Origin of the sequence: Pseudomonas sp. Ant30-3 (assembly GCF_000690905.1) — a bacterium.
GTDB lineage: Bacteria > Pseudomonadota > Gammaproteobacteria > Pseudomonadales > Pseudomonadaceae > Aquipseudomonas.
The window spans coordinates 59,230-74,047 of record NZ_JMCL01000030.1; the positions used below are offsets into that span (position 1 = coordinate 59,230).

A 14,818-nucleotide genomic window follows, 5' to 3' on the forward strand; every position below is an offset into this window, starting at 1 on the left:
TTCCTTGAATTCAATGGTGGTTGTTCAGCGGCTGTGCGCCGAGGGCGCCGAAGCCTGCAATCCACTCGGGAATCGGACGGTAATAGCGACCTTCGGTTTGATACGGGCCGAAGGCACTAAGGGCGGCGAAGGCGGCGACCCAGGTTTTCACTTCATGTGTGGACTTGCCGGCCAATGCCGACAGCTCGTCATTGCCCAGCGCATCGAGGTCGATCAGGCGGCCCTGTTCAAGGGTGTCGAGAAACTGCTGGTCCCAAACCGGATTAAGCGGGTGCAGACTGCGTTGGTCTTCAACGAAGTCCCGGGCAGCCTGGATGACGCGTTCCTGGCGCGCCTGTCGCTCATTAGTCGGCAATTGGCGACCGCTGCCCATCAGACGGTCGGCCATACGCGCATCGACCTTGGCCAGTTCCGGTACCGGCGGCTGATGGGACAAGCCGCCGGAGGCCAGAAACAGCACGCGTTTATTCAGTGATTTCGCCCATTGGCCAATCGCTTCACCCAGCAGTCGGGCACGTTTGAAGCCGGGCAGGGGCACGGCCACGGAGTTGATAAACACCGGAATCACCGGGCAGCTCTGCAAGCCGCCGAGCAACAGTTCCAGCGGTTGGGCGAACGCATGGTCGACCTGCATGCGATAAGACACAGCGACGTCGACTCCGGCGCCCAGGACCGCCTGGGCGCAGGATTCAGCCAGCACTTTAGGCACTTCCAGGGGGCCGGCGGCGGTGTCGAAATCACCAATGGCGTCGGCCGCCATACCAATGCAAAAGGCCGGCATCACGTCGTAGAAAAAGCCGTTGTAATGGTCGGGGCCGAACAACACCACCAGCTCCGGGTCGAAGCGGGCGATGCGTTCGCGAACATCGCTGATCATGCCATCGACTTCGGCCAACACTTGCGGTTCCGGGTCGACGTAGCCCACCAATGGCGTGTGAGACAAACAATGCAGATAGGCGCTCATGTCAAGCCACCTTGCTGACAACAGCTTTTGCAGAGGTTTGTGGCAGGGCTTTGAGCGCCCGGGCCAATTCATCGCAAGCCTGGCCAACGGTTTGGGGGATGGCCAGTCCGGCGAGGAAGCGGTCTGGACGCACCAGGGCGATGGACGAAGTGCCGCGAGCGAACCATTCTCTCAACCGGCCGCTGCTGTCACCAACGCGGATCACGTCGCGGCCGGCATCACTCGGTACTCTGAGCTGGACGTCCGGCAACACTTGAATAAAGCGTGTGCCCAGGGCTTTCCATTGCGTAATTTGCGCTGCCGTCAGGCCCCAGGTCGGATCGCAGCCCCAGGCGATAATCGCAAAGTTTTCGCCGATCACTTCATCCAGCAACACAGTGGTGCCGGCGTCAGTCAACACCTTCGGCTGAATGAACATCTTGCCTACCGGCGAGCCCTTTTTACTCGGCACGATCAAGGCGCCCCGGGTGTATTGCGGCATCGGTTTGAAGCGCATTTCCACGAAGTAGCGCTTGACCGGCGGCAGGTAATTGAGCAACCACGACACACCATCGCGTAGGGTGCCTTGCCAGCGTTTCGGCGGTGCCAACACGTGGCCGGCGAGTACGGATAGATTGATCATGGCCTTGGCGTGGTCGCGGCGCTCCTGTTCGTAGCTGTCGAGCAGGTTGTCGGCGGCCAGGCCCTTGATCACCAGCGACAGTTTCCACGCCAGGTTCGAGGCATCACGCATGCCGCTGTTGTACCCCTGGCCTTGCCACACCGGCATGATGTGCGCGGCATCGCCCGCCAGCAGCACCCGGCCCTGACGGAACCGCCCGGCCAGACGAGCGTTATGGGTATAGACGCGGCTGCGGATCAGCTCAATGCGGTCCGGGTTCGGCAACACCTTGCTCAGCAGCCTGCGCAGGTTCTCGGGCTTGCTCAGCTCGGTCTCTGTTTCGCCGGGCATCACCATGAACTCGAATCGACGCACGCCATGGGGCAGGGCGGCGGACACGTAAGGACGCACGGGGTCACAGCACAGATAAACATGGGGCGTGGCCAGCGGGTCGTTGGCAATGTCGACCACGATCCACTGATTGGGCGCGGTCTTGCCTTCGAAACTGATGTCCAGGCTGCGCCGCACCAGGCTGTTGCCGCCGTCGCAGCCAATCAGGTACTTGGCCTGCAAGCGTTCGCCGCGACCCTCGGAATTTTTGAGGGTGAGCGCCACACCGCTGTCGCTTTGCTCGAAGCCTTCGAGTTCGCGACTGAATAACACCTTGACGTTGGCAAAACGCGCCAGACCTTCGAACAAAACACGGTCGGCCAAGGGTTGAATGAACGCGTTGCGCCGTGACCAGCCGAACTCGTCGGTTTTCGGCTGAATATCGGCAAAGCAGCGACCCTTGGGCGTCAGGAAGCGCATGGCGTGCCACGGCGTGGTGTGCGGTAGCACGTTGTCGGCCAGACCGACGGCCTGGAAAGTACGCAGGCTTTCGTCGTCCAGACCGATGGCGCGGGGGTAGTCGATCAGGCTGTCGAGCTTTTCCACCAATGTGACGTTCACGCCACATTGCCCTAGGTAATTGGCAATCATCAGGCCGACAGGGCCGGCGCCGATGATGGCAACGTCGGTGGTCAGCTCCAATGTGGAAGGAGTGGGTGCAGGACTCATGGGTATCTCCGTACAGCGCTTTTGGATTTCTTGTTGGGCGCAGTATGGAAATCACGAGGCTGGTGGACAACGAAAACCCTTGCTAGGGTGCACTAAGTGCACAACCTTGATTTACAAAAATAATGGAGCGTCCATGAGCGAAACAGAATACAAGGCCGTGCGTGGGCTAATGCGTGGTTTGGCCCTGATCAATGGCTTGAATCGTTTCGATGGCGGGGCCAGTACGGCGCAGTTGGCCGAGCAAAGCGGGTTACACCGCACCACGGTTCGTCGTTTGCTGGAGACTTTGCAGGCCGAGGGTTACGTGCGACGCAGTGAATCTGATGACAGCTATCGACTGACGCTGAAAGTACGCGAACTGAGTGAAGGTTTTCGCGATGAACAATGGATCTCTTCGATCGCCGCGCCGCTGCTCGGTGAGTTGCTGCAAGAGGTCGTCTGGCCGACTGATCTGTGCACGCTGGACGGCGATGCCATGGTCATTCGCGAGACCACTCATCGCTTTAGCCGCCTGTCATTTCACCGCTCCATGGTCGGCCGGCGTTTACCATTGCTCATGACGGCCACTGGGCGTGCGTACTTTGCGTTCTGCCCCCCGGCTGAGCGCGAAGAGCTGATTGAGTTGATGATCAGCCGCGAAGATGAACAGTCGGCGCTGGCGGCGGATCGCAGTTTTGTCGATCGGTTGGTGGAGCACACCCTCGGCAAGGGCTACGGCGAAAATAATTCCCACTGGGGCCTGGAGCGCAAAATTGCCGCCATTGCGATTCCGGTTAGGCACGAGGAGCGGGTCATGGGCTGCCTGAATCTGGTTTACATCGCCAAGGCGATGTCGGTTGAGGAAGCAGCCCGCCGGTATCTACCGGCGATGCAAGGCGTAGTGGAGAAAATTAGGGCTCAATTGGAGTAGTTTTGGCTGCATTTTGTGTGCTTGGCAGTTTTTGGTTGGTTGGGTTGGCTCTCGCGTTAGAGACTCCCTCTTAAGGATCGACAGGCGATGTTACTGCGAGAGTTTGTCGACTGGGGGTACCCGGAACTCAACCATAGTTGTAAGCAGCCATTGTGGCAGGACGGTAATTATGAAAAGCATCCATTGGATAAAGGCTGCTATTTTGGACCTTCCCTAGACGTTTCCAGATCAATAAAGCGGTGAGTCGATAGTAATACCGGGTAGCGTCGGAATGCTCTTTCAGGTGCTGAGTGAGAAACCAGCGCACTTGCTTGAGCTGCCAGGTCCAGGGATTGTCTCGCTGCCATCGCTGTTGAATGGGCGCTTGCATGATTCGGGCTTGCCGTAGGTGTCGTTGCTGCGTGGTTGTCGAACCAGTCAGGACGCCGCTCAGGAACAAAACCATATCAAACGGTTTGCTCATGATCGGCCACCAATGTAGGCCGACACCACATCAATCCGGTTGTGTCCGAGTTTATGGCTGATCTGCTGACGCGCCTGTCTATCCAGTTCACGGTCAATGCGATAGCACTGTCCACCATTGACCGGTGCAGCGTGCCCGGTGAGCTGCTCGTAACGCTCGCAGGCGTAGGCCGCTCGCAGTTCATGAAAGCCTTTCAACCCTTGTTCATGCAGCGTTTCGCGGGCGGGAAGCACCGTCTGTTGCAGGAACACGGCGTAGCTTTCGTCTCGGGCCAGCAAGTTGCGGCTGCCGGTCGGCGACGCCTGACGAGCCAACTGCAGCGCCGTCTTCACCGCTTCATTGGCCGCGATCCATCGCGGCGCTGAAGCCCCTGAACGGCCGCCTTTGGTCCCGTCCTGGATGTTGATGCGGCCTAAGTGTTCGGCTTCGCGGTGCAAGCGTGGCAGGTCAGCCAGGATCGCTTCGCGCAGGCGCATGCCGGTTGTTCGCGCTAACAGGACAATCGCCACCACCCGCTCGTGGTGCTGTTCGCCCAGCACCTCCACGACTCGTTGCACCTGTTGGCGGTCTTGGCCATCCGGCGCGCGGGTGCGTACGCCCGAGCGCTGCAGTCCTAACACCTGGCTCGGACTGGCGATCCTGACGTCCTGATCACCGCGCAGCGCAACGAGGGTGCGGTTGACGCTGCTCAGGCGGTTCTGCGCGGTAGCGATGCAGAGTTCGCCTTGCTGGATCTGCTGGCGCAGGTAAGCGGCGTAGTCTTGCAGCGTCCGTCGATCGATCTGACGCGCATCGTTGTAACCGGGGCCATTCTCTGACCGACACCAACGCACGAACGCTTGCCAGCGATCGCTATGCGCTTTGCCCGTGGCAAAGTGGCCGCCGGCAAACAGATCCTTGAGCGCTTGTGGGCCGGCATAGCTCAGCTGGCGGCCATAGCCAAAGTTGCGACCATCACGCCGACTAATCAAGGTCATCACCGCTTTCGTTTGTTTGCAGAAACAGCAGCAGGGCTTTCCAGTGAGGGCTGAGCCTGTCCATCTGCCGCCAGTGTGTCGGGCGGAGCGGACTCGATTTGAGCCGCTTCACAAGGGTGACGTCGATGGCGATGTAACTGCTGCCGTCGGTCCACGCCTCGGCGATGTTGGACTGTCCGAGCAGAATGTGAAGCGATTTACCCTCACGGACCTGTCCCCCGTATGCAGGCCGACCACCTGTGCATAACGCTGCATAGTGATGCAGGCACCAGCGCAAAGCGGTCCAGGCGCGGCGTGTCTCGCGATCAAGCGCATCCTTTTCCGTCAATATATGGGTCCGCTCAATGAACACGTCGCGCAGTGTGGAGAAAGCCAGCATGTCCGGAACGAAGAGGCCGTTGAGCCAGTACTGTGTGCCGTTCAGTTCCACGTCCTGTTTCAGGTTCGCATGGATTCGCACGATACAGTCGACGAAGTCATGTGCGCTGTAGCAGCCGAAGCGGTCGAGTGTGGCGGGGTGAATGATCACGGCGATACCTTCGCGGGCGATGGCTTCACCCTTCGGGACCTCGAAGGCGTTATCGACCACCGCGAACCTTCCGCCTTGCCGCTTGTTGTGGCTATAACGGCATTTGCGCAGAAAGTCCTCCAACGACACGTGTCGCTTGCCGGGCAGAAGCGTGACGACCTCTTCCCGAGAGTAGATGTGGACGATATTGGCATCGCCGGAAAGCAGCGCCGCGCGGATTTTTCGCGACGCGCTTCGGTCTTGCGATGATCGCCAAGGCGGGATGCGATCTGGTCAGCCATCTGACCAAATTGCCTGGTAATGGCTTTCCACACCGGACAGGTCTTGCGCAGGATTTCGGTGCGGGAGACGTTCAGGCCAATGGCCTTCTTGGATACGATGAGGCCGCCCGCACCCCACATGTGAGCGGGATCGTGACGCACGAGCACACCCTGGTTGTAGATGGAGACCGCGCCGTCCGCTTTCACGCGGTACCAGGTGAACTCGTCCTCGGCGTCCCAGCGTTCGGTGCGGGGATCGCGGGTGATGCGCTGGCCATTCAAAACCACGCTGACGGGGGTGTAACGTACCAAATCCCGAACCTCCTGGATCGCCGACATCAACTCGGCGTTGCTCAGAGCCTCGAACCAGTCACCAGAAATTGAGCAGCCCAGCGACGCGTCCTCGAGGTCGTCTAGGTCGTAGTGATAACCCATCGCACGCGTATCGACGGTCATCCTCCAGGCATTGGAGCGCCAGACTGTTGTGGCATGGGCCATGATCTGGCCGCGCCCGAGACGGAAACGGCCATACGTCGCATCACCTTCATTGTGTGGCGTGCCGAACCGGCCGAAGTAGCGAACGACATCTTCGCGGCTGGCAAAGCCCTGGCCGTCGTCGCTGCAGCTGAAGCCGGTGCGCGACAGCGACAGATGCACGGCACTGGCGCTGGCATCGACCGAATTCATCAGCAACTCGATGAGGGCTTTGCCGATGGACCCCGCCTGGCTGTAAATGATGTGGTGGATGATCTGCGGATCGAGCTCGAAGGGCAGACGCATGGGACCTCCTCATGACTTCAGGTCAACACTGGGATAACTGCACCGTCCCTAGGAGAGGAGGGACACGGGATCATTGATGCCTGCGATCAGCGTATGTGTCGAAAACCAAACCGAACCCCTGTTGCGCCGTATTCAGCGGGAGTGGGCGTGATCGGTCGACGTTTGCGCTATGAAAGGGTGTTTTCAGAAGCGTCGAGCAGGTCGTACGTCAGAGCCGCGACCGTATCGTCACGCATCGCTGACAGCGACCGTAGTGGACGTCAGTGGAACAACTTGACATGATTCCGAGATAGTTAGGGCGCTATGCAACCGGATGAGCGTCAGTTCAAAAATAACTTGCAATGAGACTGAGGTGATGGCGAAGACGCTTACCGATGCATACCTGGTGCTGCTGTTGGCGGCGACTATTCACGGCACCGATGCAGCCGTGCGTGATACGGCAAAGCGATGTGCGAAAACGTTGCCCAGAAGCAAACGGGATGTGATGTACCAGATAGTCGACAGCAAGGAACCGCTCAAGCTTGTATTCCATATCGCGGAGAATCTGGACTGATGTGGCAAGCGAGGAGAGTCTGCAAGAGTAGCTGGAAGCCATGGGGCAGCGAATGGAGGCCGTAGGTTGGTTCTCCGGGAGCTTCCATGTGCCGCGAACTGTGGATCTCAGTGGAACTCCATGGACGCTGGCTGTTGCCCGGTGAGCGACTGGTGGTTGGCGCAATCGCTCAACGGGAAAGGTGCACGCAGGGCGGGAATGATCACTCGTTCTCGGCTGGCTCCGCTGCAGCAGGCTTGGCCCCGAGCACGACAGACTCAATGCGATAAGGCAGGATGCCAGCGCGGCGCGCTTCGATCTTGAAGGTCACACGCTCGTTTTCATCCGCATCCTCCCAATCGTCTTTCACCGCCCGACCTTCGACCAATACGCGCATACCCTTCTGATACAGCGTTGCCCAGCGTTCGGCATCGCGATGCCAAATCTCGACCGGTGCCCAGAACCCGCCGCGATCTTCAAAGCCCTCCTTGGTAGGCACGGGGTTGTCGAAATAGACATTCAGGCGCAACAGCCTGCGCGGCTCGTTGTTGCCGTTGGGAAACTCGCGAAAATCTGGCGCAGAGCCGATATTGCCCTCGCCGTAGAAATGCGTGCTCATGAGTGTGACTCCTTGGGGGTGATGGCGTGGACACGCCGTTGGTAAGCCCGTTCGACGTGTGCCAGTTTGCTGGCGCATGCCGAGGTTTGCCGGGCGATGCTGTGAGTGAGGCTGATCTGCAGGTTCAGCACGATGCGCTGCACCTCGATGGCGTAGAGGTCGTCGATCAGCGATGCCGGTGTGCCGGGGCTGGCTAGCAGCTCCTCCCACAAAGCAGTACCCATGCGCGAGCGATCAAGGTTGCGCCAGCGCAGAAAGGTCGTGCCTGCGCCGGTGGTTTGCTGGGCCAGTTGCACGGCAAGCAGGTTGAAGGGGTGGCTGCGGGCCTGCGACAGCACCTTGCGCTGCGCCAGCCCGATCAGATCGTCCCGCAGCGCTTCGCACTGGCTGGCCCAGGTCGCAAGCTCCCCATTACCTTTAAAAGGTTTTAAAAGGCCTTTTAGGTAGCCTGCGTGTTCCAGCCTCTGGAAGTCCGCCTGTTCCAGTGCCAAGAAGCGGTTGGGTGCGATCATGCTGGGTGGTCCTCACCGTCGACAGACGCAGGCGTACCGCCGTCCAGATCCTCCTCGTTTGATATGTCTGGTTCAACGGTGTCAGTGTCGTTGGCTGGCGCAACCTCTGACACGGTCGGCGTGCCTGGCGCGGATGTCGGAGGAGGGCGATGGAGAAGCGGTGGCGCAAAGCGTGAACGGCGTGTGCCTTCGAGCACGTCCTGCGGCAGTTCACCGTATTTCTCCAGGGCGGCGCGTGCCGCGGCATTGTTGGCAGCGAAGTCGTCGCGCTGGGTACCAGAGTAGCGGTACTGCTGCGCCAGGCTGAAAAGGCTGCGTAGTGCATGCGCGCCCTCATTGAGCCAGCGTTCCAGGGTGCTGCGGTCGATCAGGGCGGTGTGATGCGCCAGGATCAGGCGCCGGGCCAGGTCGTCGTAGTCGGCCAGCAGATAGAGCGCCATGAAGCCGAGTTGCGAGGCCACGAACAGCGGCAGCTTTACCGGCTGGACGTTGAGGTTCTCGCCCAGGCTGAGTGCAGCCGGCACATCGGCCAGCGCCTGATCAACCTGTTCGCGTAAGGCCTGAAGCTGTTCTTTGGTGGTGCTGAGCTTGTCCTCAATGCGCAGCATCCACCAGTCGGAGTAGGGATCATCCTGCTCGGCGCCGCGTTTGAGCTTGGTCATGATGGCGACAAAGCCGTTGAGCCCGACAATGCCGGGTTTGCCCTCGGAGGGCGCGCGTCCGTGCCAGATGCGGGATGCATGATGGGTGTGCAGCGTCAGCGACATCGCGCTGCGCAGTGAACCAATGTTCAACTGCAGGGAAGATTCGGGTTCGGTGGCCATCGTGACGACTCTCGGTAAGGAAACGAGTCGCCAGCATCGGCATTGACCGGAAGGGTGTCAGTCATCAAACCGCACCGCATGAATGCCTGTTTAGGCGTTCACACGGCTGCCGTGAAGTCTTGCGCTTCGCCGGGGCTGACCGGCTGCGAGATGTGTATCGTGACCATTGCCCTTCGCAGCTTCTGGAAGGCTACGTGTTCAACTATACCCGGGGTATAGGCGACCATGGCTTTCGGTGGACTTTTCCTGCTGTGGATCCAGGGGCTGCAGGCGATGCGTTGCAGGGAAGGCCGTGTGTTCAGTTATACCAGTGGTATAGGCGACAGTGGCTTTCGGTGGACTCTTCCTGCGAATGACGGCGGGGCTGGAGGTGATGCGTTGTAGGGAAGGCAGTGTGTTCAACTATACCAGTGGTATAGGCGGCTATGGACTTCGGTGGACTCCTCCATGCTGATGACCCGGAGCTGGAAGTGATGCATTGCAGGGAAGGCAGCGTGTTCAGCTATACCTGTGGTATAGGCGACCCTGGCACTCGGTGGACGCACGCGCAGGCCGCCGCAGCGTTTGGACAGATCGAGTCATGGCATCCTGGTCATCATCCCGAAGAGCTGGGGCGGTTGCGTTCAGGGCAGACGCATCAGTGCCCGCAGGCGGGCGATATGCTCCAAGGCCACGGTGGGGTCAGCAGGTGGCGGTGATTCCGGGGGCTGCGACTCTGGTGTTGTCGTGACGCTGGGAGTCTTCTGTCCAGCCCAGGCGCGGAACTCACTACGCATGGCTTTCTGGATGATGCCGAACAAGTACCCGGCGGGATTGTGTACCGTGTTGGCTTGGCAGCGGGCATCCCATTCGTCGAGGACAGCCTGATGCAACTGCGTATCCACGGGCTGTAGGGCGGCGAGTGCGCCTGATTGCTGCTCTGCTTTGAGTGACAGGAAGCGCTCGGGGAGTCGAAGCGTTCCCAACTCGTGCGTGCGCGGTACAGTACGTACTTCTTTTATTTGTTTTTCTTTACGTACAGTACTATCGGTCTTCGGATTCCGAAGTGAGCCGGATTTACTGGGCTTTGCGCCTGCTTCGGATTCCGAAGTCGGGCGCGGCTGATTCCGAAGAAGGCTTTCTGGCCCTTCTTCGGAATTGTGGGCATCCCCAGGCTGTGGATAAGTCGCCGTCTGAACCCAGCCCTGCGCGGCCAGGCGCTGCGACAGTACCTGTAACCGGGTGGGAAGCATCTGGCCGCTGAGCAACGGATCTTCAGCCATTTCTTTCAGCACATGCACACCGACGCGCTGGATGGACTTGCTGGCGTGGGCCAAGGACCGGCTGACCAGCCTCAGATAATCGGCGTCGAGCTGGATGGCTTCATAGGGCGTCAGAGGTTCATCGTGCAACACATAGAGGTTACCCAATATCCGTCCGGTCTTCGGGTCACGCCTGCGACGCACCAGGCTGATCCAGCGCGTCAGCCTTAGCAGGGTCAGCGCGCGGGCGACAGTTTCATGGGATGCGCGCGCCGTACACGGCATTGAGGCCAGCCAGGGAGCGAGCTGGTCATAAGTGGGAAAGGCCGTGACCCCGTCATCATTGAGCAGCAGACGGAAGACTTGCCAGGCGTTTCGTTCAAGCGGGGTCAGTCGATTGTCCAGCAACAACGCACGTGGCACGCTGTCATGACGATTACCACTGAAGATGAATCCATCAGACGGAGCTGGTGCTGCCGGTGCCATGGTCGGGGGAGGCGGCATGTGCTGCAGCGCCTGGTCGAATAACTCCCCCAGCGATACGGGACTGGGTGAATGACGTGGACTGCCCATCAGATCAGCCCTTCATCAATCCACCCTCGGATAGCGCTCCAAATGACAGAGATGGGCAGGCCCGTAGACTCCGCAAGATCGGCTGTAATGGCAAGCATGGCCATGTCGTCGGTCAGCGCAGTGCCACGCTCTTTTACGGTTCCAGACCAGCGATGCCAGAGATCGGAATCCTGATCCTCTGTCAGAACCGGATGCCGGCCCTTGCGTTTGGGTAGCCCGATGACGTCGCGCCTGAGGGCGATTTCCTGATGGTTCAGGCCATAAAATTTGCTGATGAGTTCTGTGCTCGCGCCCAGTCGCAGGAACCGATCGATCTCCTCGATTTCCCGTGAGAGATTGTCTACCTGGCTCAGAAGGCGTCGCAGCACTTCCGAATTCACGCTCACGGAACACCATGAGACGGTGGCGTTTGCCAGGAGGCTGGCCATGGCCGGATGCTTGAGTGCATCCAGAGCGGCATCGTCAAATCCCATGGACTTGGCCCGGCGCAACTGGCCATTGCGCAAATCGTGGAGCGCTTGCGCGATGACGGCCTGATTGAGCGGATGCGGTTCGGGCATGGTCGGCGCCCTCATGATCCGTTCAGGGCGGCATCGCCATCAGTGATGTCCGCCTCGATGTCCAGCAGTCGCCGGGCGAGTCGCACCAAGCGGAAAAGCTTCACCAGGCTCGTATCGCTCAATCTAGCGGTAGGTTGTGATGAAGGGATGTGTTCCAGCCCCAGCAGAAGAGCGCCCAAATCCCCGGGCATCCGTAAAGGCGGAGTCCGGTCCGACTGGTAGGGAACGCTCAGGCTATGCAGCAGCAGTAATGCACCACGGAGATTTGAGTGCGTGTTCTCATCGGTAGATATTCCCGCGCATGTGAAGCCGATGCCCTCGTCGCAGACGACAATGGCCTCTTCCAGACCCGCTTCGTTGGCGATCTCACGCGCGAACTGAGCGATGTGGACGCGTAGCCGATCCGGCGTATCGAGGCCGGGATCGATGTACCAGACATCCGAGATGGGGTAGAGACCGCCTGCCTGAACAGGGATGGCCTGTAGCACGCTGGTTTCGAAATCAGGTGGCGTTTCGCCGACATGGTCGGTCACCAATCGTTGGATCGACTGTAGGCGCTCGGTGGTCTCGGCAGGTGAGACGATATGCTCCTGAAGTAAGGCTGAGTGATCGTCCTTAGCATATTGATCGTCATTCACGTCGGCCGGAGGATGTGTCGCAGGCCCCTCTTGAATCGAAAGGGTATCGCTTGCCGGTATCCTGGGTGCCTCTGTTACCCGCGGTGTGGATGATGACGTGGGCGGTGCGACTACGGATGGAGATGTTGGCTTGGTCGTGGAGACCGACCCTGTGGTCTCCGTACCTGGCGGTGTGTTCGGTTCACTAGTAAGCAACTGCCAGCGCTTTTCGGAATCGGTGATTTCGAACACCAGCGTGTCATAGTCCACCCCGAGCAACTCGGACATCTGGCCGATCAGCTCATCTTGCACCCGCTGCGCCGTAAAGCTCCCTGGGGAGTCAAATACCATCAGGACATCCTGGAACAGCGTTGCAAAATCAATGCTTAGACTGTTCTTGGTGACGCGCGCATCCCAGATCCTGGAACCGGCTCTACGCAGGTAGGTCAGTTGCTCGACTTGGGGGCGTCCCAAGCCGGCATAGAGCACGCTGGGTATCGCTGGCAGCAGGAACTGGATGGCCTCCTGCATGCGGCTGATGTGGGGCTGGGGTACGGGGTAGCCATCAGCCTTGAGGCGGCGGGCAAGCTCCGATTGCGACAGCGATTTACCATCCTCCTGTTCATAGAGCTCACGGACTTTTTCGACACCCAGAGCTCGTTCGATAAACGACAGGCTACCGTGAAGTTCGTTCTCGGCCAGATGTCCTGTCAGGGCGACGATCTCGCCGCGCTCTGGCCAGGGGCGGAACAGGCAGCCGATACGGAAGAACCGCTCGTCCTTGGTCTCACTCCACAGATCGCGCAGTATCGCCAGGCGCGTGTTGCCGCCGTTACGAATGATGTAGTGATCGGCACCGGGGCGACGGGTGATCGGTGGCGGAGCATCCAGTCCTCGCTGGCGGATGGAGGCTTTGATTTCCTCGTACAACGGATTACGCGTCAGCCTCGGATCCAGCTCGTAGGGGCGCAACTGGTCCAACGTCACCACCATTGGCGTATCGGCGATCGGGTCCGTCAGCGTTTCTGCAACCGTTCCGGAGTGTCCGAAGCCGTCGCTCATCAGTTTGTTGGCCATCTCTTGCAGGGAGACATCAGTCATGGGCGGCTCCCTCTTGATCGGGGTGCTCGACCACCGTGGCGTGGCGTTGTGTTCGACGCAGCATGGCGCGTGCATTGCGTTCTGCCCGGTGATCGCTGGCTGTCGCGCTGGTATAAATCGGCGGTAAGCCCGGCTTGGCGAATTTGAGGTGCCCGCCAGGTGTCCGGGAGACATTCCAACCCTCGCTCAGGGCATGTTCAATCAGCGGAAGTAGTCGCTTGTGGCCACGGGCCAGTTCATGGGCGTTTGACATGAGAGTGTCTCCCCTCAAACTTCCCGGTGACCAGGGCGAACTGTTCCTGCCATTGCGGACACAGTTCGCTGGCCAACCCGCGCACAATGTCCAGTGCGGCTGCGGCAACTCGGCCAGTGGGCCGTCGGTGCTCAACCCGATGGACCGGCAAACCACGCGTTGCCGCTCGAGGAAATGCCTCTATCGCGGGGATCTCGGTTCGCAGGACATGACCCCTTCCTGCTCTCGGAAGATCAAACGCAGTGTCTGCTGGATCAGCTTTGCATTGGCTGACACTGCGGGTACGCGGTTGAGCAGGAGATGAAGGTGTGGCGGGTTAATGCCCAGATGCCGATAGGGGGCGATGTCGTCGATGAGCTGCAGAGTGCCTCGGCGCATTTCACGCGCGGCGAGGATTTCGGGCGTGACGGGCGAGACCGCCTGCTCGGAGGCAAGCACCGCCATCTCGAGCAGCACACTGCGAGCGCCTTGAGTATCGAGTAGCACCAGGTCGTAGTGCGGCTGAAACACCGGGAGCAGGTGCCGCAGTCGAAGCCGCCCATCCGGTGCATGCAGCAAGAGGGTGTTCAACTGCCGATGCTCGTCATTGGACAGAATGACGTCCAGACGGTCTATGACGGTGCGCGATACCAGTCGCGCAATGTCGCGTTCGTTGCATGCCAGCAGCTCATAGATCCCGCACGGCGCGCGGCGGGTAAGCTCGTAGTACGAGGACAATGTGGGCTGCATATCCAGGTCGAGCAGCAGGACCCTCAGGCCGGCATCAGCAATGAAACCGCCGAGGTTGGCGGCGACCGTGGTTTTTCCTACGCCGCCTTTGGTCGAGATAACAGAAATAACCTGCATGGCTTGCTCCTCTTCGGCAAGGAATGGGGAGCTAAGTCAGACGCGTTCTTTAAGACGGTCAGTGATCCACTGGTCGATCTCTGCGGAGTCCCAACCAACGGCGCGGATGCCAAGTTTTATGGCTTTGGGGAATTGGCCCGCCTTCATGAGGCTGTAAAGATAGGCGCGCTTGAAGCCTGTCTTGGCCTCAACTTCCGGGCGGCGAAGGATACGTCGCTCCGGGGCCGGAGCAGGGTTCTGTTCAGACATAGCGGTCACTCCTTAATGCTCAGTGGCACTTCTCGGGTTGACCCGTATTGAATCGCTGCCACCCCTGAAGCACATCAAACAATAGGACGGTACTGACCACCGTATTGATGTTCCGTCATCCGGCTGCGAGGCAAAGCATTGCGGCCAACTCTATCCGTGGAACTGACACTGTTAAAAGGTTCGGCGTCTTGATAAATAGTCCGTCTGGCGGACGCTCGCTGTTTAATCTATGCGCGAGTGAGCGCGGCATTTTTTGTCATGCGGGCGACAAAAAATGTCCGTCATTAACGGTAGGTTGCGATTGGCAAGCGCTACAAGCTAGCGCGCTTGTGCATGAGCCGGTGCACA

At 59.7% G+C, this 14,818-nt stretch carries 16 protein-coding genes and 1 pseudogene; 2 read left to right on the top strand and 15 right to left on the bottom strand.

Annotated elements, in window-relative coordinates; genetic code table 11:
* Positions 1-10 precede the first annotated feature (10 nt).
* Positions 11-964: a 3-carboxyethylcatechol 2,3-dioxygenase gene (gene mhpB / locus DU29_RS0107840; RefSeq protein WP_028621244.1), complete on the bottom strand. Its 954-nt coding sequence runs from the start codon at positions 962-964 to the stop codon at positions 11-13.
* A 1-nt stretch (position 965) separates the two neighbouring features.
* On the bottom strand, positions 966-2,624 hold the full coding sequence (locus DU29_RS0107845) for a bifunctional 3-(3-hydroxy-phenyl)propionate/3-hydroxycinnamic acid hydroxylase (protein ID WP_028621245.1): 1,659 nt from the start codon (positions 2,622-2,624) through the stop codon (positions 966-968).
* Between the two features lie 133 nt (positions 2,625-2,757).
* Here DU29_RS0107845 and DU29_RS0107850 point away from each other — a divergent pair, with 133 nt between their 5' ends.
* Positions 2,758-3,534 (top strand): DNA-binding transcriptional regulator, encoded by a 777-nt coding sequence (locus DU29_RS0107850; RefSeq protein ID WP_028621246.1) that lies wholly within the window; start codon positions 2,758-2,760, stop codon positions 3,532-3,534.
* Positions 3,535-3,661: 127 nt separating this feature from the next.
* On the opposite strand, the gene DU29_RS0107855 is transcribed toward DU29_RS0107850, so the two are convergent.
* From DU29_RS0107855 to DU29_RS01000000129610, 4 genes are read right to left on the bottom strand one after another with little or no spacing between them, the layout of a single operon-like run.
* Positions 3,662-3,997, bottom strand: a complete 336-nt coding sequence (locus tag DU29_RS0107855; protein WP_028621247.1) for a hypothetical protein — start codon at positions 3,995-3,997, stop codon at positions 3,662-3,664.
* The gene (locus tag DU29_RS0107860; protein ID WP_028621248.1) at positions 3,994-4,974 is read right to left on the bottom strand and encodes an integrase domain-containing protein; all 981 of its coding nucleotides are present in this window, start codon (positions 4,972-4,974) and stop codon (positions 3,994-3,996) included. Before DU29_RS0107860 ends, DU29_RS0107855 begins: the two co-directional genes overlap by 4 nt.
* The gene (locus DU29_RS1000000133565) at positions 4,961-5,563 is read right to left on the bottom strand and encodes a hypothetical protein (RefSeq protein WP_328286314.1); all 603 of its coding nucleotides are present in this window, start codon (positions 5,561-5,563) and stop codon (positions 4,961-4,963) included. Before DU29_RS1000000133565 ends, DU29_RS0107860 begins: the two co-directional genes overlap by 14 nt.
* On the bottom strand, positions 5,500-6,543 hold the full coding sequence (locus DU29_RS01000000129610) for an ATP-binding protein (protein WP_328286315.1): 1,044 nt from the start codon (positions 6,541-6,543) through the stop codon (positions 5,500-5,502). Before DU29_RS01000000129610 ends, DU29_RS1000000133565 begins: the two co-directional genes overlap by 64 nt.
* Positions 6,544-6,898: 355 nt before the next feature.
* On the opposite strand from DU29_RS01000000129610, the gene DU29_RS0107870 reads away from it, so the two are divergent.
* On the top strand, positions 6,899-7,096 hold the full coding sequence (locus DU29_RS0107870) for a DUF7740 domain-containing protein (protein WP_033050350.1): 198 nt from the start codon (positions 6,899-6,901) through the stop codon (positions 7,094-7,096).
* Positions 7,097-7,298: 202 nt separating this feature from the next.
* Here DU29_RS0107870 and DU29_RS0107875 read toward each other — a convergent pair whose 3' ends face one another.
* From DU29_RS0107875 to DU29_RS0107920, 9 genes and pseudogenes are all read right to left on the bottom strand, one after another.
* Positions 7,299-7,694, bottom strand: a complete 396-nt coding sequence (locus tag DU29_RS0107875) for a single-stranded DNA-binding protein (RefSeq protein WP_028621250.1) — start codon at positions 7,692-7,694, stop codon at positions 7,299-7,301.
* A complete protein-coding gene (locus DU29_RS0107880) occupies positions 7,691-8,206 on the bottom strand; it encodes a DUF3158 family protein (RefSeq protein ID WP_028621251.1) in 516 nt (171 codons plus the stop codon). The genes DU29_RS0107875 and DU29_RS0107880 overlap by 4 nt, the downstream gene beginning before the upstream one ends.
* Positions 8,203-9,030, bottom strand: a complete 828-nt coding sequence (locus DU29_RS0107885; protein WP_028621252.1) for a PFL_4669 family integrating conjugative element protein — start codon at positions 9,028-9,030, stop codon at positions 8,203-8,205. Before DU29_RS0107885 ends, DU29_RS0107880 begins: the two co-directional genes overlap by 4 nt.
* 623 nt (positions 9,031-9,653) lie before the next feature.
* Complete coding sequence (locus DU29_RS0107895; protein ID WP_028621253.1) at positions 9,654-10,844, bottom strand: STY4528 family pathogenicity island replication protein; 1,191 nt, start codon at positions 10,842-10,844, stop codon at positions 9,654-9,656.
* A complete protein-coding gene (locus DU29_RS0107900; RefSeq protein ID WP_028621254.1) occupies positions 10,844-11,404 on the bottom strand; it encodes a DUF2857 domain-containing protein in 561 nt (186 codons plus the stop codon). The genes DU29_RS0107895 and DU29_RS0107900 overlap by 1 nt, the downstream gene beginning before the upstream one ends.
* A gap of 11 nt (positions 11,405-11,415) precedes the next feature.
* Positions 11,416-13,122 (bottom strand): ParB family protein, encoded by a 1,707-nt coding sequence (locus DU29_RS0107905; protein WP_028621255.1) that lies wholly within the window; start codon positions 13,120-13,122, stop codon positions 11,416-11,418.
* On the bottom strand, positions 13,115-13,375 hold the full coding sequence (locus DU29_RS0107910; protein ID WP_028621256.1) for a hypothetical protein: 261 nt from the start codon (positions 13,373-13,375) through the stop codon (positions 13,115-13,117). Before DU29_RS0107910 ends, DU29_RS0107905 begins: the two co-directional genes overlap by 8 nt.
* Positions 13,359-14,221, bottom strand: a pseudogene (locus tag DU29_RS01000000129615) (ParA family protein). Before DU29_RS01000000129615 ends, DU29_RS0107910 begins: the two are co-directional and overlap by 17 nt.
* Positions 14,222-14,257: 36 nt before the next feature.
* Positions 14,258-14,470 carry an AlpA family transcriptional regulator gene (locus DU29_RS0107920; RefSeq protein WP_028621257.1) on the bottom strand — a complete coding sequence of 71 codons (213 nt, stop codon included), beginning with the start codon at positions 14,468-14,470 and terminating at the stop codon, positions 14,258-14,260.
* Between the last annotated feature and the right edge of the window lie 348 nt (positions 14,471-14,818).

Coding starts and splice junctions, on each gene's coding strand:
- DU29_RS0107900 (WP_028621254.1), bottom strand. CDS start 11,404: ATGCCCGAACCGCATCCGCTCAATCAGGCCGTCATCGCGCAAGCGCTC.
- DU29_RS01000000129610 (WP_328286315.1), bottom strand. CDS start 6,543: ATGCGTCTGCCCTTCGAGCTCGATCCGCAGATCATCCACCACATCATT.
- DU29_RS0107895 (WP_028621253.1), bottom strand. CDS start 10,844: ATGGGCAGTCCACGTCATTCACCCAGTCCCGTATCGCTGGGGGAGTTA.
- DU29_RS0107855 (WP_028621247.1), bottom strand. CDS start 3,997: ATGAGCAAACCGTTTGATATGGTTTTGTTCCTGAGCGGCGTCCTGACT.
- DU29_RS0107860 (WP_028621248.1), bottom strand. CDS start 4,974: ATGACCTTGATTAGTCGGCGTGATGGTCGCAACTTTGGCTATGGCCGC.
- DU29_RS0107920 (WP_028621257.1), bottom strand. CDS start 14,470: ATGTCTGAACAGAACCCTGCTCCGGCCCCGGAGCGACGTATCCTTCGC.
- DU29_RS0107850 (WP_028621246.1), top strand. CDS start 2,758: ATGAGCGAAACAGAATACAAGGCCGTGCGTGGGCTAATGCGTGGTTTG.
- DU29_RS0107880 (WP_028621251.1), bottom strand. CDS start 8,206: ATGATCGCACCCAACCGCTTCTTGGCACTGGAACAGGCGGACTTCCAG.
- DU29_RS0107870 (WP_033050350.1), top strand. CDS start 6,899: ATGGCGAAGACGCTTACCGATGCATACCTGGTGCTGCTGTTGGCGGCG.
- mhpB (WP_028621244.1), bottom strand. CDS start 964: ATGAGCGCCTATCTGCATTGTTTGTCTCACACGCCATTGGTGGGCTAC.
- DU29_RS0107905 (WP_028621255.1), bottom strand. CDS start 13,122: ATGACTGATGTCTCCCTGCAAGAGATGGCCAACAAACTGATGAGCGAC.
- DU29_RS0107845 (WP_028621245.1), bottom strand. CDS start 2,624: ATGAGTCCTGCACCCACTCCTTCCACATTGGAGCTGACCACCGACGTT.
- DU29_RS0107875 (WP_028621250.1), bottom strand. CDS start 7,694: ATGAGCACGCATTTCTACGGCGAGGGCAATATCGGCTCTGCGCCAGAT.
- DU29_RS0107910 (WP_028621256.1), bottom strand. CDS start 13,375: ATGTCAAACGCCCATGAACTGGCCCGTGGCCACAAGCGACTACTTCCG.
- DU29_RS0107885 (WP_028621252.1), bottom strand. CDS start 9,030: ATGGCCACCGAACCCGAATCTTCCCTGCAGTTGAACATTGGTTCACTG.